General features: G+C 40.6%; 26 protein-coding genes. 6 read left to right on the forward strand and 20 right to left on the reverse strand.

Annotation, left to right across the window (positions count from 1 at the left end; genetic code table 11):
- The first annotated feature begins 128 nt into the window (after nucleotides 1–128).
- From ytrH to ACZ5OK_RS12570, 3 genes are all read left to right on the forward strand, one after another.
- Entirely contained in the window at nucleotides 129–461 is a 333-nt protein-coding gene (gene ytrH / locus ACZ5OK_RS12560; RefSeq protein WP_343837519.1) for a sporulation membrane protein YtrH, read from the forward strand.
- Nucleotides 461–1027: a sporulation membrane protein YtrI gene (gene ytrI, locus ACZ5OK_RS12565; protein WP_343837521.1), complete on the forward strand. Its 567-nt coding sequence runs from the start codon at nucleotides 461–463 to the stop codon at nucleotides 1025–1027. Before ytrH ends, ytrI begins: the two co-directional genes overlap by 1 nt.
- Before the next feature lie 433 nt (nucleotides 1028–1460).
- The gene (locus ACZ5OK_RS12570) at nucleotides 1461–1658 is read left to right on the forward strand and encodes a hypothetical protein (RefSeq protein WP_343837523.1); all 198 of its coding nucleotides are present in this window, start codon (nucleotides 1461–1463) and stop codon (nucleotides 1656–1658) included.
- A gap of 60 nt (nucleotides 1659–1718) precedes the next feature.
- Here the strand turns inward: ACZ5OK_RS12570 and ACZ5OK_RS12575 are convergent, their stop codons facing one another.
- Nucleotides 1719–2684: a DHH family phosphoesterase gene (locus ACZ5OK_RS12575; RefSeq protein WP_343837525.1), complete on the reverse strand. Its 966-nt coding sequence runs from the start codon at nucleotides 2682–2684 to the stop codon at nucleotides 1719–1721.
- A 139-nt stretch (nucleotides 2685–2823) separates the two neighbouring features.
- On the opposite strand from ACZ5OK_RS12575, the gene ACZ5OK_RS12580 reads away from it, so the two are divergent.
- Complete coding sequence (locus ACZ5OK_RS12580; protein WP_343837527.1) at nucleotides 2824–3123, forward strand: YtpI family protein; 300 nt, start codon at nucleotides 2824–2826, stop codon at nucleotides 3121–3123.
- 400 nt (nucleotides 3124–3523) lie between these two features.
- Here the strand turns inward: ACZ5OK_RS12580 and ACZ5OK_RS12585 are convergent, their stop codons facing one another.
- From ACZ5OK_RS12585 to ACZ5OK_RS12620, 8 genes are all read right to left on the reverse strand, one after another.
- Nucleotides 3524–4834, reverse strand: coding sequence for a DRTGG domain-containing protein (locus ACZ5OK_RS12585; protein ID WP_343837528.1), 1311 nt, complete (start codon nucleotides 4832–4834; stop codon nucleotides 3524–3526).
- A gap of 70 nt (nucleotides 4835–4904) precedes the next feature.
- Complete coding sequence (locus ACZ5OK_RS12590; RefSeq protein ID WP_343837530.1) at nucleotides 4905–5144, reverse strand: hypothetical protein; 240 nt, start codon at nucleotides 5142–5144, stop codon at nucleotides 4905–4907.
- A gap of 101 nt (nucleotides 5145–5245) precedes the next feature.
- Entirely contained in the window at nucleotides 5246–5926 is a 681-nt protein-coding gene (locus ACZ5OK_RS12595; protein WP_343837532.1) for a metal-dependent hydrolase, read from the reverse strand.
- A gap of 43 nt (nucleotides 5927–5969) precedes the next feature.
- On the reverse strand, nucleotides 5970–7520 hold the full coding sequence (locus ACZ5OK_RS12600) for a polyamine aminopropyltransferase (RefSeq protein WP_343837534.1): 1551 nt from the start codon (nucleotides 7518–7520) through the stop codon (nucleotides 5970–5972).
- 7 nt (nucleotides 7521–7527) lie between these two features.
- Nucleotides 7528–7920, reverse strand: coding sequence for a DUF350 domain-containing protein (locus tag ACZ5OK_RS12605; RefSeq protein WP_343837536.1), 393 nt, complete (start codon nucleotides 7918–7920; stop codon nucleotides 7528–7530).
- A 17-nt stretch (nucleotides 7921–7937) separates the two neighbouring features.
- On the reverse strand, nucleotides 7938–8573 hold the full coding sequence (locus tag ACZ5OK_RS12610; protein ID WP_343837539.1) for a DUF4247 domain-containing protein: 636 nt from the start codon (nucleotides 8571–8573) through the stop codon (nucleotides 7938–7940).
- Between the two features lie 142 nt (nucleotides 8574–8715).
- A complete protein-coding gene (locus tag ACZ5OK_RS12615; protein WP_343837541.1) occupies nucleotides 8716–9387 on the reverse strand; it encodes a PspA/IM30 family protein in 672 nt (223 codons plus the stop codon).
- Nucleotides 9388–9439: 52 nt separating this feature from the next.
- A complete protein-coding gene (locus ACZ5OK_RS12620) occupies nucleotides 9440–9949 on the reverse strand; it encodes a DUF4178 domain-containing protein (RefSeq protein WP_343837543.1) in 510 nt (169 codons plus the stop codon).
- Between the two features lie 269 nt (nucleotides 9950–10218).
- On the opposite strand from ACZ5OK_RS12620, the gene ACZ5OK_RS12625 reads away from it, so the two are divergent.
- On the forward strand, nucleotides 10219–11316 hold the full coding sequence (locus ACZ5OK_RS12625) for a M24 family metallopeptidase (protein WP_343837546.1): 1098 nt from the start codon (nucleotides 10219–10221) through the stop codon (nucleotides 11314–11316).
- Nucleotides 11317–11613: 297 nt separating this feature from the next.
- Here ACZ5OK_RS12625 and ald read toward each other — a convergent pair whose 3' ends face one another.
- The 7 genes from ald to ACZ5OK_RS12660 form a co-directional block, all read right to left on the reverse strand.
- Nucleotides 11614–12729 carry an alanine dehydrogenase gene (gene ald / locus ACZ5OK_RS12630; RefSeq protein WP_343837548.1) on the reverse strand — a complete coding sequence of 372 codons (1116 nt, stop codon included), beginning with the start codon at nucleotides 12727–12729 and terminating at the stop codon, nucleotides 11614–11616.
- A gap of 136 nt (nucleotides 12730–12865) precedes the next feature.
- A complete protein-coding gene (locus ACZ5OK_RS12635) occupies nucleotides 12866–13624 on the reverse strand; it encodes an SDR family oxidoreductase (protein ID WP_343837550.1) in 759 nt (252 codons plus the stop codon).
- Between the two features lie 291 nt (nucleotides 13625–13915).
- Nucleotides 13916–15106, reverse strand: a complete 1191-nt coding sequence (locus ACZ5OK_RS12640; RefSeq protein ID WP_343837553.1) for an acetate kinase — start codon at nucleotides 15104–15106, stop codon at nucleotides 13916–13918.
- Nucleotides 15107–15289: 183 nt separating this feature from the next.
- Nucleotides 15290–16276 (reverse strand): class I SAM-dependent methyltransferase, encoded by a 987-nt coding sequence (locus tag ACZ5OK_RS12645; protein WP_343837555.1) that lies wholly within the window; start codon nucleotides 16274–16276, stop codon nucleotides 15290–15292.
- 95 nt (nucleotides 16277–16371) lie between these two features.
- Entirely contained in the window at nucleotides 16372–16863 is a 492-nt protein-coding gene (gene tpx / locus ACZ5OK_RS12650) for a thiol peroxidase (RefSeq protein WP_343837557.1), read from the reverse strand.
- Between the two features lie 77 nt (nucleotides 16864–16940).
- Nucleotides 16941–17528: a GerW family sporulation protein gene (gene ytfJ / locus ACZ5OK_RS12655; RefSeq protein ID WP_343837559.1), complete on the reverse strand. Its 588-nt coding sequence runs from the start codon at nucleotides 17526–17528 to the stop codon at nucleotides 16941–16943.
- A gap of 24 nt (nucleotides 17529–17552) precedes the next feature.
- Entirely contained in the window at nucleotides 17553–18209 is a 657-nt protein-coding gene (locus tag ACZ5OK_RS12660; RefSeq protein ID WP_343837562.1) for a DUF2953 domain-containing protein, read from the reverse strand.
- Nucleotides 18210–18306: 97 nt separating this feature from the next.
- On the opposite strand from ACZ5OK_RS12660, the gene ACZ5OK_RS12665 reads away from it, so the two are divergent.
- The gene (locus tag ACZ5OK_RS12665) at nucleotides 18307–19110 is read left to right on the forward strand and encodes an NAD kinase (RefSeq protein ID WP_343837565.1); all 804 of its coding nucleotides are present in this window, start codon (nucleotides 18307–18309) and stop codon (nucleotides 19108–19110) included.
- Between the two features lie 86 nt (nucleotides 19111–19196).
- Here the strand turns inward: ACZ5OK_RS12665 and ACZ5OK_RS12670 are convergent, their stop codons facing one another.
- The 4 genes from ACZ5OK_RS12670 to ACZ5OK_RS12685 all read right to left on the reverse strand — a co-directional run bounded on the left by ACZ5OK_RS12670 (nucleotide 19197) and on the right by ACZ5OK_RS12685 (nucleotide 23630).
- The gene (locus ACZ5OK_RS12670) at nucleotides 19197–20792 is read right to left on the reverse strand and encodes an amidohydrolase (RefSeq protein WP_343837567.1); all 1596 of its coding nucleotides are present in this window, start codon (nucleotides 20790–20792) and stop codon (nucleotides 19197–19199) included.
- Nucleotides 20793–20975: 183 nt separating this feature from the next.
- Nucleotides 20976–21188 carry an alpha/beta-type small acid-soluble spore protein gene (locus ACZ5OK_RS12675; RefSeq protein ID WP_093136201.1) on the reverse strand — a complete coding sequence of 71 codons (213 nt, stop codon included), beginning with the start codon at nucleotides 21186–21188 and terminating at the stop codon, nucleotides 20976–20978.
- 93 nt (nucleotides 21189–21281) lie between these two features.
- Nucleotides 21282–22484: a tRNA uracil 4-sulfurtransferase ThiI gene (thiI, locus tag ACZ5OK_RS12680; RefSeq protein WP_343837571.1), complete on the reverse strand. Its 1203-nt coding sequence runs from the start codon at nucleotides 22482–22484 to the stop codon at nucleotides 21282–21284.
- Between the two features lie 6 nt (nucleotides 22485–22490).
- Complete coding sequence (locus tag ACZ5OK_RS12685; RefSeq protein WP_343837573.1) at nucleotides 22491–23630, reverse strand: cysteine desulfurase family protein; 1140 nt, start codon at nucleotides 23628–23630, stop codon at nucleotides 22491–22493.
- Nucleotides 23631–23783: the final 153 nt, after the last annotated feature.

Here is a 23783-nt window from a genome sequence, read left to right on the forward strand (position 1 = left end):
TGTCTTCTTACATTCTCATTCTATTATATCCCAAACGTGTTCACCAATAAATCCAATCATACTACAAATAGTTCGTCCATAAAATGAATAAGAGATAGACTTCTACTATCAATATGGGGATGATAAACATGGAAGAACGCTTTATTCCAACTTTGGTTCAATGTTTTTTTATTGCATTTGGGGTGTTAGCTGGAGGATCACTAATTGGCAGTATAGGCGCTTATTTCGTTGGAGAACCTCCTTTAACCATTATGGCAAGATTGGCGAAAAGCCTGAGAATCTGGGCTATTGTTGCGGCAATTGGAGGTACTTTTGCAACGATTGAAACGCTCGAAAAAGGGCTTCTCCAGGGATCAACCATAGATATTGTGAGACAGGTTGCCTATATTATTTCGGCTATGACGGGGGTACAAACGGCTGTAACCTGTATTGAATGGCTGATTCAGGAGGATATCACATAATGCACATACCACCATATTATAAACGCAGGGGCTTTCAATATTTTTTTGCAGGTGTGATTACAGGCACAGTGATTGCATACTTGCTCTTTCTGTTTTTTTATGGTGAATACACTGAGATGCGGATTGAGGAAAATATTCGCCTGCGAGATCAAATTGCTGAATTGGAACAGGACCTGGAAAATATTACAGAAGACAAAGAAAATTTATCGAAGCAAAATGAACAAAATTTAACCATTCAGGAAATTCAGGTTGAATTGGAAAATGCTGAGAAATTGAAACTCGACCGGTTTATCCAGCATGAGTTAAAAGAAAATATAAAGGATGAAATGAGTTCTCTAAAGGGCAGAAACATTGAAACCATGCAGGAAAACCTGTCATTAATTGAATCCTCGGTAGAAAATAAAACCTACCATATTTCCGACTTTAGCTATAGCGCAACCATCACACGATTAATCATTTCCAAAACCGTTTACGTAAAAGTAAAACTAAGCATGGCAAGCTCTTTAGCAGCAAAGGCGGAGGCGCACGTTGGTCCAGCTGCGGCTCCCAGGCCCAAGCGGTCATAAGCTGAATACCCTACATGGCCAAAAAGCGGCCACTCCGGATATTCTGCTTATGCCGTCGGGCCTAAACGGTCGCCTTCGCTTTTCTTTGTCAAGCTGCGGCTCCTAGGTCAAGGCGGATATAAGCCAAAGCCATTACGTGGCCAAACCCATGCCACTCCATGTCTTGGTCTTATCCCGCAGGACCTGACCAGTCGCCTTCGCTTTTCTTGTCCAGCTGCGGCTCCCAGGTCCAGGCCGATATAAGCAAAAGCCATTACGTGGCAAAAAACACGCCACTCCATGTCTTTTGCTTATACGGCAGGACCTGACCAGTCGCCTCCGCTTTTCTTTTAAAATTGACGTTTTTCTGAAAAAAACTGCCATTTTATTCATTTTTTGCTGATATTGGGTAATATAATAATAAGAAGACATTTTATGAAGGGGTGAGTACGATATGCTGGTCCTAAGCAGAAAAAAACTTGTTGAGGAAAAAACAAATCAATTATTAAATGGCTATTCCGCTTATTCTGACAATGATGAACTCATCCGACTGCTTGAACGAAATATTTCACGTCACAATCTTGATGTATTTTGCGATAGAACAGATATTGGCTGCTGGTTTATTCCAAAAAATCATGATGAACTCGTTTAATGAGCATGAGGAGGCCATTTTCTCCAATGGCACTCCTTATTAATAAGCTTACGCAAAGCCTTATTTGTCCGAATGGCTCCCCTGGTGATACTCCTTACATACCTCTTCCAACTCACGCACAACATCAGCCGTTTCATCCCAAGTATTGACCGATGCACCAGAAGCCAGTGGATGCCCGCCCCCATTATACCTTGCTGCTATATGATTAATGGTTGGTCCTCTGGAACGTAATCTTACGCGAATTTCGTCCGGCTCTTCAATAAAGAACACCCAGGTAATGATTCCTTCTATATCACCGAGCAGTCCGACTAACTGGGACGTTTCAGCAACAGTTATCCCATACTCTTCCAGAATATTCGTTGTAATTTTAACAGTACTTAATCCATTTTCTGTTACCGTAAAGTTCTGCAGAATAAATCCCTTTAATCGCGCAATATTATGCTTCGTATTATAAAGATCATCATACAGCTTTGAACGATCAAATGGATACTTTACAAGCTCAGACACATACTGGAAAGTTTTTGCGGATGCACTGGGAAATAAAAATCTGCCTGTATCTCCCACAATCCCGGCATATATCAGCCGTGCTGATTCGGCCGTCATCTTAAAGCCATCCTCTTTCCCCTCTAGATATAATTCATAAATCATTTCACTTGCTGAAGATGCCTCTGTATCTACCCACTCCACATCACCATAGGAGTCTGTTTTGGGATGATGATCAATCTTTATCAGTTTATCACCTTGAGCATAACGCTGATCACAGACGCGCTCCTGATTAGCCGTATCACATACAATAACGAGGGCATTTTTATATTGATCATCTTCAATTTCGTCAAGCTCCGCTAAAAAACGTAACGAAGGGTCCTCTTTCCCGGTAATATAAACCGTTTTTTCAGGAAAAGAGGCTTTAATCAGCTCTGCCAATCCTGCCTGGGATCCATAGGCATCAGGATCAGGACGGACATGACGATGGATAATAATTTGATCATATTGTTTAATGGCGGAAATAATTTCTTTTTTAGACAATGACGGATGCCTCACTTCTTCAATTTTCTTATTTTTACCATATCATACTATAAGATAGTAGCAAAATCTATGCTGAACCTTTAAAATGAATAGGGTAAGAAAGTTTTAATGAATATACATAAACATAGGAGCGTAGAATATGATTATTTTTCCATTCATAATCGTCATTTCATTAGTGCTGTACATTTTCTTTAAAGTACGAATCTTCAGCCTTAAAGATGAGCTGCTGATGCGGTATACAAATTCAAAAGCCCGTATTTCTTTAGGGGTACTCTTATTTTTCTTCGGTATTAACCAATATTTATTTTATGAGACAAGATTGTCTTTATTTATAGGGATTATCTTCCTTTTCTTTGGCTTTATCCAGGCCCAATACGGAGTGAAACTATTCAAACACTACCGTAAAGAAATAGTTAGAAGAGGAGAAGTGACCGGATAAACCCAAAGACATTAAAAAACGCTCATTTCCGAGCGTTTTTTAATTTGCGGATAGACTGCACTCTGCTGTTGACCTGAACACTAAGGAATGCTCCAATGAATTATCATCGCAGAAGCAAGTGTACTTTCTTGCTTCGAGTCGCCTCCGCTTTTCTTTGTCCAGCTGCGGCTCCTAGGTCAAGGCGGATATAAGTCAAAGCCATTCCGTGGCCAAGCCCATGCCACTCCATGTCTTCGCCTTATCCCGCATGACCTGAACAGTCGCCTCCGCTTTTCTCTGTCCAGCTGCGGCTCCCAGGCCCAAGCGGTCATAAGCAGAATACCCTCCATGGCCAAAAGCGGCCATTCCGGATATTCTGCTTATGCCGTCGGGCCTAAACGGTCGCCTCCGCTTTTCTTAATCACCGATCAATAAATTGTGCCAGCATAAGTGCTTTTCCCATAAGGACTTCATCCGAATAAATTTCTACATCTATTTTCGTAAATTTACGTCCGATTTCAAGCGGGTTCGGTTTAATTTCCAGCATACTTCCCAGCTGCACCGGTTTCATATAATAAATCGATAAGTTTTCTACGACCAGATCGCCTTTTTTATACTGTCTCAGCATTCTTGTACTGGCCTCTGTTACAAATGATGTAAACACACCATAAGAAAGTGTTCCCAGATGATTCGTCATTTGTGGGGTGACTTCAGAAAAGTAGGTTGTATTCGTTCCATCCTCCAGGAGTTCCATTTGATTCGACACAAGGTCATCGATGGTCTCCCCAATTTGCGGCTGTCTTTGGAGCTGCTGTAACCCTTTAATGACATCCTGACGGGTAATAATTCCCTGAAAATGTCCTTGAAAGTCAACGACAGGAATTAACTCAATCCCTTCCCACACCATAGAGTGGGCTGTATTAGCCAAAGAAGTCTGGGTTTGTACAGTCATTGGATTTTTCGTCATTACCTTATGTATAGGGAGATCCTGGTCCTTTCCGATTACATCCTTAGAGGTTACCATTCCCACCACACGCTGTTCTCCATCAACCACAGGATAACGGCTGTGGCCTGTCTGTTCATTCAACTCATACCATTGTTTCACAGAATCGGATGATCTTAGAAAGTGGGCCTGATCGAGAGGTGTAAAGATATCATCGACAATGATAATCTCTTTTTTGATAAGCTGATCGTAAATGGCACGGTTAATCATAGTGGCAACGGTGAACGTATCATAGGTTGTTGAGATAATCGGGAGATCCTTTTCATTTGCAAGTTCTTTCACATGATCTTCAGTATCAAATCCCCCGGTAATGAGCACAGCTGCTCCTGCCTGTAAAGCCAGTTCCTGCGCCCGAATTCGATTTCCTACAATTAAAAGAGAGTCTGCCTCTGTATACCTCATCATGGCTTCTAACTTCATCGCACCTATAACAAACTTATTTAACGTTTTATAAAGGCCTTCTCTGCCGCCCAAGACCTGTCCATCAACGATGTTTATAATCTCCGCAAACGTTAACTGTTCAATATTATCCTTTTTCTTTGTTTCAATTCGAATGGTTCCAACACGTTCAATGGTACTCACATACCCAATATTTTCAGCCTCTTTTATCGCACGGTAAGCTGTACCTTCACTAACATTCAGTTCTTTTGCAATTCTTCTGACTGAAATTTTACTGCCAATGGATAATGACTCGATATACTCTAATATTTGCTCGTGTTTAGTTGCCATATTGGGTTCACCAAACTTTCACTATCAAATTAGACGTCTAGTCCTATTATACCTGTGAAAGCTGGGACCTTCAATTTTGTTTTAGAAAAATTCGCTTATTTTCACTGTATTCTTCTATATTTATAAATTGTCTTTTCTTTATATCTAATAAAGTCCCGATATTTGCACCTGCCACGAGCAGAAAAAACACGATCCATGCTGCCCAGAATATGGAGCTTGCAGGGGTTGTCATCTCACGAATGGAAGGCAATGCCAGGTACAAAAAATAAAAGGCCATCAACAGCTTTAACAACGCATTCCGCTTGTCCATAATCCATCTCCTCCCTCTGCATTTGTTAATTCATTATATGTACATCTGCACTGAAAAAATGTAAGAAAAATCCCTCCTGCTATTAGCAAGAGGGAAAAGTCCTATAATTCCAGCGCGTCTCCGGCATTCATTACCTTACCAGTACCCGACTTGAGTTTTTCTACATAAGCGTTTGGATCCTGCTGAATAACCGGGAAGGTGTTGTAATGTACTGGAACGATCTGTTTGGCCTGAATCCATTCTGCAGCGATAACAGCATCATCAGGACCCATTGTAAAGTTATCTCCAATAGGTAAAAAGGCTAAATCAATATCGTTTAATTCTCCTATTAATTTTAAATCGGAAAATAAGCCCGTATCTCCGGCATGATAAATGGTTTTTCCTTCTGCATAAAATAATATTCCTGCAGGCATTCCGGTATAGTGGACGGTTCCATTTTCATCCGTATAGCTGGAACTGTGAAAGGCCTTCGTTAATTTAACAGTTCCGAAATCAAAGCTTTGACTTCCCCCTAAATTAGCAGGATGAGTGTTTAACCCCTGTGAACTCAAATAATCCGCAAGTTCTACGGGAGCAAGAACCAGGGCATCATTGCGCTTTGCAATAGACACGGTATCTCCCACATGGTCATTATGTCCGTGGGTAAGTAAAATAACATCGGTTTTTACAGTATCTGCATTTAAATCACACTGGTCATTTCCTGAGATGAATGGGTCAATTAAAATGGTTTTGTTTCCAACCTCCAGTTTTACGACTGAATGTCCATGATATGAAACTTTCATTTTACCACTCCTTCTCTTTAATATCTAAGGAAAACATTCCCTATTAATAGTTTATCCATGCCTCTTCATATTTTTCAAGTAAATGAGGATCAATCAGAGTATTTGGTTCCAATGTAACAGGTTTTCCATTTTCAATGATTTCCTGATCTTCATCCTTGCCAAATCGGGTAAGACTTAAAAGCATATCCGTTGTTAAAAAGCGGGTATCAGCCTTAACCTGGAGCTGGTTCACATCTATATTTTCCCTGCTTGCCATGACAAATCCCCAATTACCAAAGCTTGGAACATCCACATGGAAGTTTTCCACATTCAGCCCTGTAGCCGACAGGGTTTCTGAAATGGTCCAATATACTTCAGGTGCAAACACAGGACTTGTAGCCTGAACCATCATTGCTCCATCCGGCTTTAAATGATTCCGGACGAGTGAATAAAACTCTTTGGTATATAATTTATTTAAGCTCTCATTATTCGGATCCGGCAAATCAGCGATGATTACATCAAAAAATTCCTTTGATTTTTCCAGGTACTCAAACGCATCCCTATGCATGACCGTTACTTTGTCGTCCTTTAATGCCCCTTTATTCAGCTCCAGCAGATGATAGCTGCTGTTGGCTAATTCAACGACTGCCGGATCCAAATCTACTAATGTAATGTCTCCTGTCTCCTCATACTTTAATAGTTCTCTAATGGCTAATCCGTCCCCACCACCTAAAACGAGAATATCATCATGGCGATCTGCCTGGGACATCACCGGATGAACCAGCACCTCGTGATAACGATATTCATCTGCAGAACTAAACTGAAGACTGCCATTAAGATATAACCGGGTATCTCCTTGCTCTTTGGTTAACACAATTTTTTGATACTGGGTATTTTCCATATAAATAATCGGGTCCTTATACATCTTTTGCTCAAACGAAAAAGCTAATTTTTCGCCAAAAAATAAGCCCCCAACCAGCAGTACTCCGATAAAAACACCCACGAATCCATGCTTTTTCCAGCCTTTGATTTCATTTCTGAAAATCCATAAAATATATAATGCTACACCTAAGTTTATACAGCCGACGAAAAATGCACTCTTTACCATCCCTAATCCAGGGCGTAACCAGAAGACAAATAGCAGTCCGCCTATAAGTCCTCCTGCATAATCGGAAAATAGTACTCGGGCGGTACTTTTATTTAATGTTACCCCCAATTGATTGGCTTTACGAATTAAAACAGGGAGTTCGACACCTGTTAACCCTCCGACAATCAGGGTAATTAAATATAAATATAACGACTCCGTTCCATTAGGAAGAAAGGCTGTAACTCCAAACATTGTGAAGCTGGAAAAGCCACCAAATACAGCTACCATAAATTCTATCCATACAAAGGAGAGAATTAAATTTTTATTCAGTCGTTCACTTAAGCTTGCACCAATCCCCATCCCTGTTAAAAACAATGAAATCGTCAGGGTGTATTGTTTTACGCCATCTCCTATGATGTAAGAACCCAGGGCACCAAATATAACCTCAAATATAATCCCGCAAATCGACACGATACCTGATGCCCAATAGATCATTTTGCTCTTTTTTTCTGCATTCAATTGTTCCACCACACTATTACGTAATTGACGCTCCGATGGTAAATCCTAGTCCAATAGAAACGGCTAAGGAAACAATTCCTACAGCCACGTTGCCTTCCTTCAGCTTTTCCTCAACTGAAAACTTACGTGTTAATCCCTCAAAAATAAAGTAAGCAATCAATTGAAGCAGCACACCATAGGCTCCCCAGATCACTGTCTCCCCTATATGTATACTTTCGTAAATCGCAAAGGCTAAAATAATGCATATCCCTATGATTTTACCTGATATAGATAAGGCAACTGCTTTATTTCCCTGCTGTACTTCTTCCCAGTCCTTATATTTTGTGACCAGTTCAAAAATTACAAGACCAACAATGACAACCAGAATTGCAATGACAAAGTATAAAAAAGTGTATAAAAAAGGTTCCATAATGAACGCTCCTCCTTTTATTTTCCTACGCCCGGACCTCCACCTCTTGAAAAGAAGCCCCGGAATGATCCAACATCTCCTGAACGATATTTTTTCGAATTCATATATCCGCCATAGCAGTCTCCCCCAGCACAGCGTCTGGTACGTTTTTTCGCCCAATCATCCACATCTAAAACATCATCAAGTAACCATAAGGCAAAAAATCCGTTGAAAAAATTAGGAGAATAATGATTACGGACAAATTCGGTTGTTGCAAGCTCCATAAGTAATAAACCATCTTCATTTTCATCCATTTGCAGGGTGAGTATATCATCCTGATAAATAAAAATCTGTTTTTGATCCTGTACATCACTGACCTCTTCAGGATCTGATCCCTGCTGTACTAATGATGAAAGTTCATCCATTGTAAATTGTTTGGTCGCATAGATTCTTGTACTCTCATTTGTGCCTTCCGAAATAACATCTACCAGTGTAAAGTTATCCTCTAACAAACTTTCGATATCCGCATATGTTTGTCCTCCTATATTTTCTTCCACCTGCTCCCTGGACTGCTGATCCAGTTCAGCTCCTGACATTCCCCGATTAAGTCCAAGGCTTCCACATCCGGAAAGAAAAAGGAGACTCAGGATAATTAAAAACACATACCGTTTCAAAACATCCCCTCCTTTCTATGAAATAAGTCCTTTCATCACATGAGACAGGTCTTAAGTAAAATTTTGCTTAAATAGAACGTATCACACTGAAAACAGAATAGCCAGACCACTTAAAGTGATCATGGCTATTAAACCTGATGTCTTATTCTTTGCCTAATTTCTTTTTTAAAGCGGAAAGCTCGTCATCAACATCACTGTTCTTTTCAAGCTCTTTGAACTCATCATCCAGCGAGCGGCTTTCTGAGGACAGGTCCTCACTTGTTTCCGCTTCAGCTTCATATTTCAGTACCTTCTCTTCCATTCGCTCAAAGCCCTGTCTCGACTCATCACTCCCCACAGAAGACATGGTTCTGTTCATCTTTGTACGAGTTTTCGCTGATTCTGCACGGGCTTTTAAGGTATCCTTTTTAAGCTTCATTTCCCGATACTCACTTTTCATCTCGTCAAGCTTGGAACGTAAATTGTCGGAATCCTGTTTGGCCCTTTCCCAGGAAGCCTTTAACTGTTCGGCCTGCTGTTCATGATTCTTCTTATCCTCCAATGCCCGGCGTGCTAAATCTTCATTTCCTGACTCAATAGCCGTTTCAGCCTGATTTTGGCGTTTATCCACCATTGCCTGTGCATCATCATATTTTCTTTTCAGCATTTTCTCATTCGCAATCTGTTTCGCAATGGCACTTTCGGATTCCCGAATATCCTCTTCCATATCCCTCATAAACTGATCCAGCATCTTAACCGGATCCTCTGCCTTATCTAACATGGAATTTAATTCTGAACTAACAACGGTTTTCATACGCTTAAAAAATTTAAACATTTCAAGTCCTCCTTCAAAATCTTTATATGACTATATAATCATGATCATTTTCCTAATGGGAACCAGCAATAATTTTAATTTCGTATTCCTTTATTGGATAGCCTGCACTCACTTCGATTTCCGGTCCCCAATTCTCTACACTTAAAAAATTCTCCTCCTCATCGTCAATATAGTCCCCATAATGCACCTGACGACCACTTAAAGGTTCGCTTCTGCCAAAACCTGTCACCTGTGCCTGACCATCTTCACTTAAATAATAAGTCGTTCCTTCATACTCCAATGTTTTTGGAAAAGGTTCCGTCACAGGCAGCTGAATCTTTTTATAAATGCCTACTTCAAGTTCATCATCCATTTCAGCCGATAGCCAGATAGAATCTCTTCCCTTAAGGAGCTGGTAAGCCGTCCATTTATAGCCGGAATCCCGATAATCAATTTTACCGGTAACCTCATAATCTTCCAGGTCATAAGTAACAATATCACCAACCTTCATATTCAGGACGGTTCTTTCTTCAATTTCCGGTTTATTATCTTTTTTTCCAAATAGCTTAGAAAAGATTCCCAAACCTTTCACCTCACTTAACTGTGATCAGGGGACCTTTAACAGTCGTACAATTCATATACGGTTTAAAATCCATCATGGTTTCAAAAGAACTAAACTTTTTATAAAGTGAAACTTCCATCAGTGGGGGGGTTCTCCATCCCCCACTGATGAGTAACAAATCCTGTAACAATTTTCGTTCACCATCGTTCATATTGCAACATAACGTAATCGGCCAGCCTTTATTTTTTAAGGAATCATTGATAAAGTCTAATTAAGAAGGAGGATACACAATGAATAACAGAATCGATCATCTATTGAAGCAAATGAATCAGGAGCAAATAGATAGTACATTGATTACATCAAAAGCAAACATTTATTATTTTTCCAATTACTTAACCGACCCACATGAAAGGTTAGTTGCCATATATGTGGATCAAAAGGGTCATACTCTGCTTATCCTTCCTGAAATGGAGGAAAAGGATGCAATAGCAGCCGGCTGGTCTAAAGATATTTTATCCTATAACGATGACACAGACCCATGGTTACTCTTAAAAAACTATGTAGAAAAAACCGGGCATGTACCTGGAAGTATAGCAGTAGAAAAAGAGAACCTGTCCCTGAGCCGTGGCGAAATTGTTGCCCAATCCTTTCCGAATACTGAAATAAAGGATGCAACCGAACTCCTGAATCAGCTGCGTGTACAAAAAGATCAAAAGGAATTTCAGTTATTGAAGCAGGCAGCACAGCTTGCCGATTTTGGAGTGAAAACCGGAGTTAAGGCCATTGAAGAAGGAAAGTCTGAAATGGAAATTGTGGCTGAGATTGAATATGCCTTAAAACGTGAAGGGGTCAGAGAAATGTCCTTTTCCACACTCGTGTTAGCGGGGGACAAAACCTCATCCCCTCACGGAAATCCAGGCAAACAAAAAATTGAGCCTGGCAACTTTGTCCTGTTTGACTTAGGTGTGGTATACGAAGGCTACTGCTCGGACATCACCAGAACGGTCGCATACAAGCATGCAACTGCTGAACAGGAAAAGATTTACAACACCGTTCTAAAGGCTGAAAAAGCAGCTATTGATGCCTGCGAAATTGGAAAACCCGTCGGTGATATAGATAAAACATCGAGACATTTAATTGAGCAGGCAGGTTATGGGAAGTACTTCATGCACCGTATTGGCCATGGACTGGGAATTGATGTACATGAGCATCCTTCCATGAGCGGAAATAACACTCTTCCATTAAAGGAAGGCATGTGCTTTACCATAGAACCAGGGATTTATATTCCCGAAGTTGGTGGCGTAAGAATTGAAGATGATATTTTCATGACAAAAAAAGGCCCCGAAATTCTAACATCCTATCCAAAAGACCTGCAAATTATTGGGTAGAGGTAGAAAAGCGGAGGGGCCTTGTCCAGACCCGACTGTGTAAGCAAGCCCCATGGAGCGGCTCCAGCCGCGTAGTGGGGCTTGCTTACATCAGCGAGGGTCTAGGCCCCATAGCTGGACAGAGAAAAGCGGAGGCGCACACTCAGCAAAATATGAAGGTTAAAAAGACTGACCTGTTCCCCAGGTCAGCCTTTGTATTTGGTATAGCAAATTATAAATTAGCTGTTTTGTGAATAAGTAATCAGTAGAGGCCACGTCCGGCTCCAGCGCCCAGCAACTAGCCGTGACTTCCTTCCCTTACTTTAATAAATTATCAATATGAGAGTATTCCAGTTGATGTGCCTGTGCTACGGCTTCATAGGTTACATATCCTTTTAATGTATTAATCCCCTTTTGTAAAGCCTGATTATCCTGGCAAGCCTGAACATATCCTTTGTTCGCAATTTGAAGAGCATACGGTACAGTAACATTTGTTAAAGCAATGGTTGATGTTCTTGGAACTGCACCCGGCATATTAGCCACTGTATAGTGCAATACCCCATGCTTCTCAAATACAGGATCATCATGAGTTGTAATCCGGTCAGACGTTTCAGCATTTCCTCCCTGATCAATAGCAACATCAACAATAACTGAGCCGTCTTTCATTGATTTCACCGTATCCTCTGAAATCAATTGAGGTGCTTTTGCGCCTGGAATCAGGACAGAACCAATCACTAAATCAGATTTTGTTACAGCTTCCTCAATGTTAAGCTCATTAGACATCAAGGTCTGAACAGAACTGCCAAAAATGTCATCCAACTCACGTAAGCGTTCAGGATCTAAGTCAAGAATCGTAACATCGGCTCCCATACCAGCGGAAATCTTCGCAGCATTCGTACCTACAACACCACCACCGATAATGGTCACCTTTCCACGGCTTACACCTGGTACTCCTCCTAACAGAATTCCTTTTCCTCCTTTAGGTTTTTCTAAAAATTGCACACCACTCTGTGCTGCCATACGTCCTGCAACTTCACTCATAGGTGTAAGAAGGGGCAGGGACCCATTTTTGGATTGAACCGTTTCGTATGCAATTCCCACGACTTTCTTATCAATAAGAGCCTTTGTTACCTCGGGCTCTGCCGCAAGATGTAAGTATGTAAATAAAATGAGCCCTTCATGGAAATAGTCAAATTCCTCCGGTAACGGTTCCTTTACTTTCATGACCATCTGTTTATTCCATGCTTCCTCTGCAGAAGATACGATAACCGCACCTGCCTGTTCATATTCCTCATCTGAAAAACCGGAGCCTGTGCCTGCATTCGTTTCAATATATACTTGATGGCCGGCATTCTTTAATGCTAAAACACCTGCCGGGGTTAATGCTACCCGATTTTCATTATTCTTTATTTCCTTTGGTACAGCAATTTTCATTTTTTCCTCTTCCTCCTTAAGCCCTTACTTATAGTCCTTTCAGCTTACCATCATGACTTGGAGCGTAAAATGTTTATGTTTTGTAAGCCTTTTCACTATATGAAGTCTACCATTTATTTCTTTGAAAATAAATAGATTATAAATGCCGGTGAATAACGTCCTTTCCGCCCGTTATATCAAAAACAGAGCCTGTAATCATATCTGATGAATCCTCGCACAAAAATAAAATGGCTCTGGCAATATCTTCGCCTGTACCGGAGCGTCCAATCGGGGTATTTTCATCAAACGATTCACGACTCTCCGAAATAGTGGCTTCTTTCATTTTACCCATGATATTTCCCGGACAAATCATATTCGATGTAATTCCGTTTTCAGCCTCTTCGTAAGCAATCGTTTTGGTCAATGAAACAAGGCCCACTTTAGCCGCACTGAATGCAGACCGATAAATCCAGCCAGGTGCATCAGCTGCCCCTTGGAAACCATAATTGATGATGCGGCCAAAATGCTGTCTTCTCATAATCGGCAACACCTCTTTTAACAAATAAAAAACAGCATCAAGATTTCCCCTGATCATCTGATTCCATTCTTCTATCTCATAGTCAACAAGCTTTTTTCGCTCAAATATGTAAGGACCCGCATTATTAATAAGAAAATCAATTCTTCCATAACGCTCCATAGCATGCTGTATCAGCAGGGATAACTGATCAGGATTCTGAACATCTGTCTGCACAATCTGCAATCGATCCTGACATGACTCATATTGCTGAGCTAACTGATTAGCTTTTTCCTTATCATTGCGGTATGTTGCCGTTACAGAATAGCCCTTTTCCAATAGGGATTCTGTTACTTTTCTTCCTAAGCCCTTTGTTCCCGCTGTAACAATGGCATGTCTCATACTCATCCTCCATCACTTACAATTTCTAATTCCAAAATTTACTCTGTATCACTATTTTATCATTATATTGAAACAGAAGAAAACAAGTGAGGCCGGGAAAAGTGTTTTACGGACGGAAATTGAACGATAACTGATACATTTATCTGTCTGTTTTACTCAGTCCACTTTTCGATCTCCTTTGTCCTCTGGTGTTAGTTGTACGTCCTTAAACAAAAGGAATGGCTTACCCTGAGTAAGCCATTCCTATTTCTGTAAATCCAATTTTATTTCCGGGGAAATTTATCATCTTTCCTAAAGATTTGACAAGCGTACTGTATCTCTTGCAATCATCACTTCTTCATTTGTCGGAATGACGATCACTTTTACTGGAGAATGAGGGTAATTAATAAACGTTTCTTTGCCGCGTACATCATTTGATTTCGGATCCCAATAAACACCCATAAATTCTAAACCTTTCAGGACCTTCTCCCTTATGCTTACACTATTTTCACCTACTCCAGCAGTGAAGATAATGGCATCCACACCGGACATTCTAGCCGCATAAGAACCGAGATACTTATGGATACGACCTGCAAAGACATCAAGGGCTAAACCTGCGCGATGATCGCCTTCTTTCTGAGCTTCTTCAATATCTCTTAAATCACTGGAAAAACCGGATAAAGCAAGCATACCACTTTCTTTATTCAATACATTAATGACTTCATCCGCACTTTTTCCTGTCTTTTCCATGATAAATGGAATGAGAGCAGGGTCAATATTACCAGAACGGGTTCCCATAGTTACACCTGCCAATGGTGTGAAGCCCATTGAAGTATCGATGGATTTTCCACCCTCAATAGCTGCTATACTTGCACCATTTCCCAAGTGACAGGAAATCAGACGAAGATTTTCGAGTGGTACATTTAATAGCTCTGAAGCTCGTTGTGATACATACTTATGGGATGTACCATGGAAGCCATATTTACGGATTCCATATTTTTCATAATATTCATAAGGTAAGCTATACAGGTAAGACTGTTCTGGCATAGTCTGGTGAAAAGCAGTATCAAATACAGCCACTGCAGGCGTATTCGGTAAAATTTCCTGAAAGGCACGAATTCCTACTAAGTTAGCAGGATTGTGCAATGGAGCCAGTTCAGATACCTCTTCTATTTCCTTTATCACTTCTTCCGTAATAAGGACGGAATCATTGAATTTTTCACCACCATGTACAATCCGGTGCCCAATCGCCTCAATTTCATCATAGGACTGAATGACACCAGTATTGAGCAGCTTCTCTAATAAGGTTTTTACAGCTACTTCATGGTCTGCAATATCCTTTGTTTCTGTATCCTTCTCATCATCTACTTCAATTGTAAAGACGGAATCGTTCAGCCCGATTCTCTCCACAAGTCCTTTCGTTAAAACCGTTTCATCTGGCATTTCGATTAATTGGAACTTTAACGAAGAGCTGCCAGCATTAATGGCTAACACCTTATTCACAGTACTCAACTCCTCTTGTAATTAGAAATTCACTTTTACCTTTCCCATTTAACCTTTTTCCATTGATGGAAGAAAAAGCTAAATAAGGAATCTATTCTATTCAGGTACCATACATACTTTAAAATACTAATATTCTAAGCACAAGAAAGAACCTTTGTTGAGTACGCTTTCAGCCGAATGTTTTTATTTTCTGTCATTTTTAAACCATTGATCAATTTCATTTAGCTTACGATCCATCGCATGTACATCTTTAAATGACGGCAATTGAGCCATTAAAACCTTGCCTGGATTTTTTGTCTCAATTCCTTTCTTCTGCAGGATAAAAATACTTTTTGCATTTTTTTCACTGGTGAACATGGACATAGGCAATTGTATGATTCCCTGAATATGTGCCTGTTCATTTAAATATTCGTGAAGCTTGTCTGATTGATCACTGTCAAACAGAAAATTAGGGATGAGTAAGAAAAGATACCCACCGGCCAATGTATAATGTAAGGACTGTTCAATAAACAGGTGATGCGCATAGGAATGCTGGTTATCTTCTGCTCTTAATTGAAAGGATTTAGCATTGTCATCGTCAGGATAATATCCTACAGGCAAGTCCGAAACAACGACGTCCACAGGTTCCAGTAACAGGTCTCTCAGACTGTCCTGATGGAACAGCTCAATTTCATGTTCCTGTAAATTTGCATTCATATAAGCAAGTTCAGTTAGTGTTGGGTCCACTTCACTGCCATATGCCTCAATTTTTTGTGAAAGCTGGTTGATGACACCAGTCAGCAGATTTCCGCTTCCACTTGCAGGGTCAAAAATTCTCAGTTCTTTCTTATGGCCCATAAATTTGTTCACTAAATAGCCCATGAATATGGCCACTGCATCCGGTGTAATATAATGCTGCTGCTGTGTTGCTCCTTTCATTCCCTTCAGAATCGCTAATTGCAGTGCTTTTCGAATTTCCTCTTTAGAATAATCATCTAACTTCTCAGCTTGAATTTGTTTAAGCAGGGTCTGTTTAAAAGGCTCCTCGATCTCTTCAGCTACATCCCCGCTAAAGAGCAGCCCGCATGCTTCAGCCAATCCATCTAAATAAGGAATGTTCTCTTCTTTTTCAATGATCGTGGTTGTTTCATCAAACCATTTAAACAGCTTCTCTACTTTTTCCTGATCCATATCCTATCCCTCAATTCACTTCTGATTCTATGTATAATGACAGACCAACTCCCGGCCTTAACCAAGAGCCGGGAGCTATGTATGTTAATGCTTTATTATGCCTTTGCTGCTTTCAAAGCGGATTCATAGTCTGGATGATCAGTTACTTCTGAAACATATTCTACATATGTTACTTTGTTGTTCTCGTCCACAACAAATACTGATCTTGCTAATAACCGAAGCTCTTTGATTAATGCTCCATAAGCTTGACCGAAAGAAGCATCCCGGTGATCAGACAGCGTGATGACATTTTCAACTCCTGCAGCACCACACCAGCGTTTTTGAGCAAAAGGCAAGTCCATACTTATGGTCAGTATAGTAACATCGCCCAGGTTATTTGCCTCTTCATTAAAACGACGGGTCTCTGCATCACATACGCCCGTGTCCAGGGAAGGAACTGCAGTGATAATCTTTTTCCCGGCAAAATCCTTTAAAGATTTTTCCTCAAGATCATTGTTTAACACTGTAAAGTCAGGGGCCTGATCTCCTACTTTCACTTCCTCCCCCAGTAAAGTAACGGGGTCTCCACCAAACGTAACATTTGCCATCTCGTCTCTCCTCCTCATCAAAGTTTCTTTTCAATATTTATTATGAAGGCATGGTTCTCATTTGTCTAATCATAAACTTATAACGTATCTGGCGGTGTATTACTGCCTCCGTCCTCCTTGCTTTTTTCCTCTTCTCCTTGTTTCTTTTCCTCATCTTTTTGTTTATCCTCTTCGCCTTTTTGCTTACTGTTCTGTTGCTTCTTTTTGTCACCCTGTTTTTTATCAGAGCTGCCTAATTGAGACTTTAATAAACTCTGAATTTTGTCAACAGCTTGAGGTGCTAAATCAAGAATACGTTCATAGAGATGTGTCTGCTGATCCAAATGAACCATTTGTGCACCATTTTCATTTACAATGACAAAGGCGATTGGGGTGATTGAAACACCTCCACCACTTCCACCCCCAAAAGGAAGGCTGCCACTGCTGCTTCCACCGCTGCTACTCTCACTATCACTCTCGTCATCAGAGTCAGATTGAGAAGATGACTGTGCATTAAATTCACTGCCACCCGCTGCAAATCCAAAGCCTACTTTTGAAACAGGTAGAATGACTGTCTTCCCATCCGGAGTTTGAATCGGGTCGCCAATGATGGTATTGACATCGACCATCTCTTTTAAATTTTCCATAGCAGTTGTCATGAGTCCCTGAATTGGATGTTCTGCCATTGTTTCGACTCCTTTCTGAACATTCTATTCCTTCATTTGTTCATTCTGATTTTGATTCCGGGCAATTTGCAGTATGGCGTACATAGCTTGCCCAATTCGGAAGGAAAGCATGCATTGCAGGTGAGTATTGATTAAATCCCTTTGAAAATTCGGCTGAATATTAATTTGAGGCGGGGCTAATACGTTCATATGCTGATACATTAAACCGGCTAAACTGCCTTTTACACTCCATAATAACCCTGAAATCACGCCAGTTATGGCAGCATCATTTTCAATACCTATATGAGTACTCCAGTAAAATTCGGAAATCCTGATTTTCTGAACAAACTCTTTTGCAATGGGAAAAGCCTGTTTAATGGATTCAAATCGGTTCTTCACTTTCTGAAAGCGATGAAATACCTTGCTTTGTTCACCATTTTCCTCTTCATCCTGATTCCTTTTCTGAAACGAAGCAGGCTGTTCCTTCACATCATCAAAAGACATCTGACGGTGAATACGGATGAACCTCCAGAATTGCAGTTGTATCGTTAAAAGGTCATTATCCTTCTCATGGGTGTAGCTAATCGAAATGTAAATCCTTGTACATAATAATAAAATCATCAATAAAACCAAAACAGCCAGGATAATCAGGATCAGTACCCACCAGTTCACCATACTCACCTCTTTACTATTCTTTTCCATTCACGACGGATTTAAACGAATACTCGTTTTATTTGGTTTTATTTCATTATTATGGTGTATCATGGAAATAGGACAGATAGAAGCAGGAGGGAGATTTATGGATACACGAAAAAATATTTATTTATTTTATGTAAAGGACAGTTCCGTGGAAAAGAAGCTTGTGCCCTTCGTTCAGATTGCAGAAGAAAATGGATTTGAGATTGTCAAAAATTCTGAGGATGCCAATATAATCATTAGTATTGGCGGGGATGGCGCATTCTTACAAGCTGTTCGTCAAACCGGGTTTCGTCAGGATTGTTTATACATGGGCATAAAGAATGATGATGAAGCTGGACTTTACTGTGATTTTGATTTGAATTCTTTTGACGAAATGGTGCATATCATGATGAACGAGGATCTGGAGGTACGGAGATTCCCGATTCTGAACGTATCCGTAAATAATGATGAGTCACAGTTTAATTGTTTAAACGAATTAAGTATTCGTTCTTCCATCATAAAATCGTTCGTACTGGATGTTTTTATTGATCATCAATTCTTTGAAACATTTCGGGGAGATGGGTTAATTGTTTCTACTCCAACAGGAAGTACAGGCTATAACAAATCCTCAAACGGAGCAGTTATGGACCCTAAGCTTCAGGGCTTTCAAGTCACAGAGCTCGCTTCACTGAACAACAATCGTTACCGTACTTTGGGGGCTTCCTTTATTCTTAGCGGAGACCGCACGTTACGTTTTGAAATTATCCAGGACGGAAATGATTACCCTATTATCGGCCTGGACAATGAAGCCTATTCCATTCGCAACATTAAAACCCTGGATATGTCCCTGAGCAAGAAACACATAAAGACCATCAAGCTAAAAAACAACACATTTTGGGATCGAGTAAAAAGAACGTTTCTGTAAGGCCTTCATACGTTATGAAGGCCCAATAGCATATTATTGGAAGCAAAACAGTCCTTCACAGAGGGTGAAGGACTGTTTCGCTGTGATTATTCATGCCGTTCATAAACGACGGTTTCGTCTATAATGGTCTGCTGAACCTTGGCGTTTGGAATTTCCCTCGGATCAATAGAGAACAGATCCTTATCCAGAACAGTAAAATCTGCCTTAAAACCAGGCCCAATCTTCCCCTGCTGATTTTCCATTCCAATGGCATAAGCTGCCCCTGTGGTATATAAGGATACAGCTTCGAATGGTGTTAAGCATTGCTGTTCACCATAAACCTGTCCATTTAAAGTGGAAACCCGGTTTACTGCCGCAGCCATCCCCTCTAATGGGTCAATTTCTTCTATAGGTGCATCGGAGCCCCCTGCACAGACAATTCCTGCATCTATAAAGGATTTCCATGGATATGCAAAAGGCAATCGATTTTCTCCAATTCTCTCCAGAACCCACGGAAAGTCTGAGGCAACAAAGGTTGGCTGAATATCTATAATGATATTTAAAGCTGACATTCGCTCAATTAATGCGGGATTGACTAACTGAGCATGAATAATACGGTCACGAACTCCTTCAGGTGGCGGGAACTGTTCAATCATGTCCACAACCATTTCAACAGCATGATCGCCAATGGCATGGACCGCAACCGGCATCTCCCGTTTCCTTGCTTTTTTCATCAGTTTTTTCATATGCTCCTCGGAGTAGATTTGAACCCCAAACTCATCAGGCTGATCAGCATATGGCTCTGACAGCCAGGCCGTTCTTCCGCCAAATGCTCCGTCAGCAAAAATCTTCATGGCTCCCAATTCAATCCAGTCTGTCCCCTGGTTAAAACTCAAATGATTTTCATCCATTTCTTCAATAACACCATTATGTACTAATAAATTTGCCCGAAACTTGTGTCTTTCTCCATCAATGGTTCTTGCAAATGAATCATAGGTTCGTTTGAAGCCTCCGTAATAATTCAAATCCTCGCTATGTCCGCCGACAATTCCATGCCTCACCAAATCTTCTACTGCTGCGTGAATGGCTTTTTCCAGATATCCTGTCGTTACTTCAGGAATATGGCTTTTTATTAACTCCTGGGCCGTGTCCTTAAAAAATCCAGTCAGCTCTCCCTGCTGATCACGGTCAATGATGCCACCATCCGGTTCTGGAGTTTGAGATGTAATACCTGCTATCTCCATCGCTTTCGTATTTGCAATAATCGCATGTCGGCAAATCCTCGTCAGCATAACCGGCCGGTCCGGGCAAATTTCATCCAACTCATATCGATGTATGATTCTGGGATCGCTCCAGTTGTTTTCATTAAATCCTTCACCAATTAACCACTGATCTTCAGGAAGTTCCTCAGATTTTCTCTGTACTAATTCCAGGACCTCCTCAGGTGACTTTGCATACGCTAAATCCAGTTGAAGCAATCGTTCACCATGGCCAATAATATGTAGATGACTGTCTGTAAAACCAGGATACATCACATGACCTTTTAAGTTATGCTTGTCAGTTATCTGATTTTTATAAAGTTTCTCCAGATATTCCCTTGTCCCTGTATCAACAATTTGACCTTGCTGGGTGAAAACGGCCTCAACGGTTTCACCTGGATCATGCATGGTGTAAATGGTACCACCAAACCATAACTTTCCCATTCGTGTCTCTCCTCTCCTTCACTTGAATATCCATTAAACTGCTTAAAGTGATAAAACATTGGTTAAAGTATAGTAAAACAATCATAGAAGTCGCAACTTTTAGCTGTTACGGATAAATAATATTCTTATTTTAAACACAAGAAAAGGGCAGTAAACCTGCCCCTTTCGTAGCTATATCCTATTTTATTGTGGTTGTTGTCCGCTAAATTGCTGTTGAGCTACACTTACAAGGCGCTTTGTGATTTCACCACCTACAGAACCATTAGCACGGGAGGTTGTATCAGCTCCCAGCTGTACACCAAATTCCTGTGCAATTTCTGTTTTCATCTGGTTAAGTGCTTGTTCAGCGCCAGGTACAACAAGTTGGTTTGAGTTTTGGCTATTGTTATTTGCCATGATGGAATCACCTCCTTGTCACCCATTATGATGTGAAGGTAAGGTGAACCTCATGCAAAAAAAGTACTGGTATTTATTTCTTACTTTGGCGCCTTATAATAAATCTTCAAACTCTGATTTTGTTTGGTCGTGTTCAGTTAATGTAATGGTCTCTATGCCATCTAACGCCTTCTCAATCTCCGGAGTGAAATCCACATGATGCTCGAACTGATGAATTTTCTCCCGGCTTGGTCTTGTTTTTGGCTGTTTAGGAACAAAAATGGTACAGCAATCTTCATAAGGAAGGATCGACGTTTCATAGGTTCCAATCCTTCTGGAGATATCAATAATATCCACTTTATCCATGGTTACCAGCGGCCTGATAACCGGATAATTGGTCACTTCATTAATCGCATTCATGCTTTCCATTGTCTGACTGGCAACCTGACCTAAGCTTTCCCCTGTTGTTAATGAAAGAATGTTTTCCCTCTCGGCCAGTCGCTCACTGACTCTCATCATTTGCCTTCTCATAACGGTCATTCCGTAATTTTCAGGAACTTCACGGAATATTTTTTGCTGAAGTTCTGTAAACGGTACAACATGTACACGAATTTCATGGCCAAACTTTGTTAATTCCCTAGCCAGGTCCAATACCTTTTGCTTGGCCCGATCACTGGTATAAGGTGGAGAATGAAAATGAATAGCCTCCACTTGTACGCCTCGTTTCATCGCAAGATACCCAGCTACAGGGCTGTCAATTCCACCTGACAGCAGCAAAAGAGACTTACCTGTTGTGCCTACTGGTAACCCACCGGAAGCAGGAATTTTTCCAGCCATAATATACGCAGCGTCGTGCCGAATTTCCACACGTATTTCAACATCAGGGTTATGAACATCAACGGTAAGGTTATCTGTATTGGATAAAAGATGACCTCCCAGAATCTGATTCATTTCCTGTGAAGAAACTTCAAAGTTTTTATTTGGACGTTTGGTAGTAATTTTAAAGGTTTTAGCCTGTTTTTCTTCCCTAAGAGCCCACAAAGCGCCTTCTTTTATTTGGTCTATGGAGTTTTCGACCCGAATCGCCAGGTTCAGGGATTGAATACCAAAAACCTCCTGGCACTTTTCAATCACAGGCTCGTGTTCCTGCCCATTTAATTTTATATACATTCGGTCACGTGTCTGAAACAGTTTTATATTGGAAAATGGCCTTAGCTTTTGCTTTAGATTTTCTCTAAGCTGGCCAATAAATTGCTTTTTGTTTTTGCCTTTTAAGGATAATTCGCCATAACGGATGACGATATGATCATATTGCATTATTATCTACCCCATTACATTGTTTAATTGATCCAAAACATGAATAAATGTTTTACAGAATTCACGGACTTCTTCTTCTGTATTTTGATAGGACAGGCTGATTCTTAATCCGAAATGAGAACGGTCCTCTCCCCATCCACATGCTGCCAGGACTGCACTTTCATCCGAGTGCTTTGAAGAACAGGCCGACTTTGTGGATATAAATATATTTTCCTTTCCCAAAGCATGGATCACTACTTCAGGTTTAAAATTGGGTACCGAAAAGTTTAAAATATGCGGCGCTCCATCCTCTGGGGAATTAATCACAATTCGATGATCCTGATGTAAAGCCGTGCGAATGATAGCTGACAATTTCTCAAGATGCTGATAAGAATGTCTTTGTTTTTCCATAGTTAATCTCATTGCTTTTACCATGGCCACTATACCCGCCAGGTTTTCAGTACCTGGACGTTGGGAGGATTCCTGTCCTCCTCCATGTAATAGTGGAAATAGCGTCGTTCCTTTTTGAATATATAGTGCCCCGGTCCCTTTTAAACCATGAATTTTATGACTGGACATGGAACATAAATCAATTCCGGGATGGGACAGGTCAAGAGGCACCTTTCCTAACCCCTGCACGTGGTCTACATGGAAAAACAGTTTAGGATACTTAGCAGCCAAATCTGCAATTTCCTTAATCGGCTGAATGGTACCCAATTCATTGTTTACATGCATGATTGATATTAAAATCGTTTCACCATCTATGGTTCTTTTCAGTTCATCCAGATCTATCTTTCCCTCATGATTTACAGATAGATACGTGACACGAAAGCCCAATGATTCCAATGCCGCGCAGGCCTCCAGGACGGAAGGATGCTCCACCTGGGACGTAATAATATGGCGTCCACGGTTCTGATGCTTGAGCGCAATCCCTTTTATGGCCGTATTATTACTTTCTGTACCCCCTGATGTAAAAAACAGTTCCTGTTCACTTACTTTTAAAAGGTCAGCCGCTTGTTTTTTAGATGTTTTCAGCAGTTTTTCTGCCTCTCCTCCAAATTGGTGAATGGAAGACGGATTCCCATAGTAAGTTTCTGAAACCTTTCTGAAACTCTCCAGCACTTCAGGATAAGGGCTTGTTGTCGCACTATTATCTAAATAAATCATGAGTCATTTCTCCTTTAAACCAATTTTGCAATCATTAATCTTACCACACCCTTGTTAACAATAAAAGTAAAAAAGGAGTGCACAAAAGCTGAAACTCATTTGTCCCAGAGCTTCAATATTACAATTCCCTAAGCCATAAAAAAGCTGACCTGT

It is taken from the genome of Salinibacillus aidingensis (assembly GCF_055393355.1).

Bases quoted from the DNA above. Each gene is read 5' to 3' on its own strand.
- ytrH (WP_343837519.1), top strand. From the start codon at position 129: ATGGAAGAACGCTTTATTCCAACTTTGGTTCAATGTTTTTTTATTGCA.
- ytrI (WP_343837521.1), top strand. From the start codon at position 461: ATGCACATACCACCATATTATAAACGCAGGGGCTTTCAATATTTTTTT.
- ACZ5OK_RS12570 (WP_343837523.1), top strand. From the start codon at position 1,461: ATGCTGGTCCTAAGCAGAAAAAAACTTGTTGAGGAAAAAACAAATCAA.
- ACZ5OK_RS12580 (WP_343837527.1), top strand. From the start codon at position 2,824: ATGATTATTTTTCCATTCATAATCGTCATTTCATTAGTGCTGTACATT.
- ACZ5OK_RS12585 (WP_343837528.1), bottom strand. From the start codon at position 4,834: ATGGCAACTAAACACGAGCAAATATTAGAGTATATCGAGTCATTATCC.
- ACZ5OK_RS12590 (WP_343837530.1), bottom strand. From the start codon at position 5,144: ATGGACAAGCGGAATGCGTTGTTAAAGCTGTTGATGGCCTTTTATTTT.
- ACZ5OK_RS12595 (WP_343837532.1), bottom strand. From the start codon at position 5,926: ATGAAAGTTTCATATCATGGACATTCAGTCGTAAAACTGGAGGTTGGA.
- ACZ5OK_RS12605 (WP_343837536.1), bottom strand. From the start codon at position 7,920: ATGGAACCTTTTTTATACACTTTTTTATACTTTGTCATTGCAATTCTG.
- ACZ5OK_RS12615 (WP_343837541.1), bottom strand. From the start codon at position 9,387: ATGTTTAAATTTTTTAAGCGTATGAAAACCGTTGTTAGTTCAGAATTA.
- ACZ5OK_RS12625 (WP_343837546.1), top strand. From the start codon at position 10,219: ATGAATAACAGAATCGATCATCTATTGAAGCAAATGAATCAGGAGCAA.
- ald (WP_343837548.1), bottom strand. From the start codon at position 12,729: ATGAAAATTGCTGTACCAAAGGAAATAAAGAATAATGAAAATCGGGTA.
- ACZ5OK_RS12635 (WP_343837550.1), bottom strand. From the start codon at position 13,624: ATGAGACATGCCATTGTTACAGCGGGAACAAAGGGCTTAGGAAGAAAA.
- ACZ5OK_RS12645 (WP_343837555.1), bottom strand. From the start codon at position 16,276: ATGGATCAGGAAAAAGTAGAGAAGCTGTTTAAATGGTTTGATGAAACA.
- tpx (WP_343837557.1), bottom strand. From the start codon at position 16,863: ATGGCAAATGTTACGTTTGGTGGAGACCCCGTTACTTTACTGGGGGAG.
- ytfJ (WP_343837559.1), bottom strand. From the start codon at position 17,528: ATGGCAGAACATCCAATTCAGGGACTCATGACAACTGCTATGGAAAAT.
- ACZ5OK_RS12660 (WP_343837562.1), bottom strand. From the start codon at position 18,209: ATGGAAAAGAATAGTAAAGAGGTGAGTATGGTGAACTGGTGGGTACTG.
- ACZ5OK_RS12665 (WP_343837565.1), top strand. From the start codon at position 18,307: ATGGATACACGAAAAAATATTTATTTATTTTATGTAAAGGACAGTTCC.
- ACZ5OK_RS12670 (WP_343837567.1), bottom strand. From the start codon at position 20,792: ATGGGAAAGTTATGGTTTGGTGGTACCATTTACACCATGCATGATCCA.
- ACZ5OK_RS12675 (WP_093136201.1), bottom strand. From the start codon at position 21,188: ATGGCAAATAACAATAGCCAAAACTCAAACCAACTTGTTGTACCTGGC.
- thiI (WP_343837571.1), bottom strand. From the start codon at position 22,484: ATGCAATATGATCATATCGTCATCCGTTATGGCGAATTATCCTTAAAA.
- ACZ5OK_RS12685 (WP_343837573.1), bottom strand. From the start codon at position 23,630: ATGATTTATTTAGATAATAGTGCGACAACAAGCCCTTATCCTGAAGTG.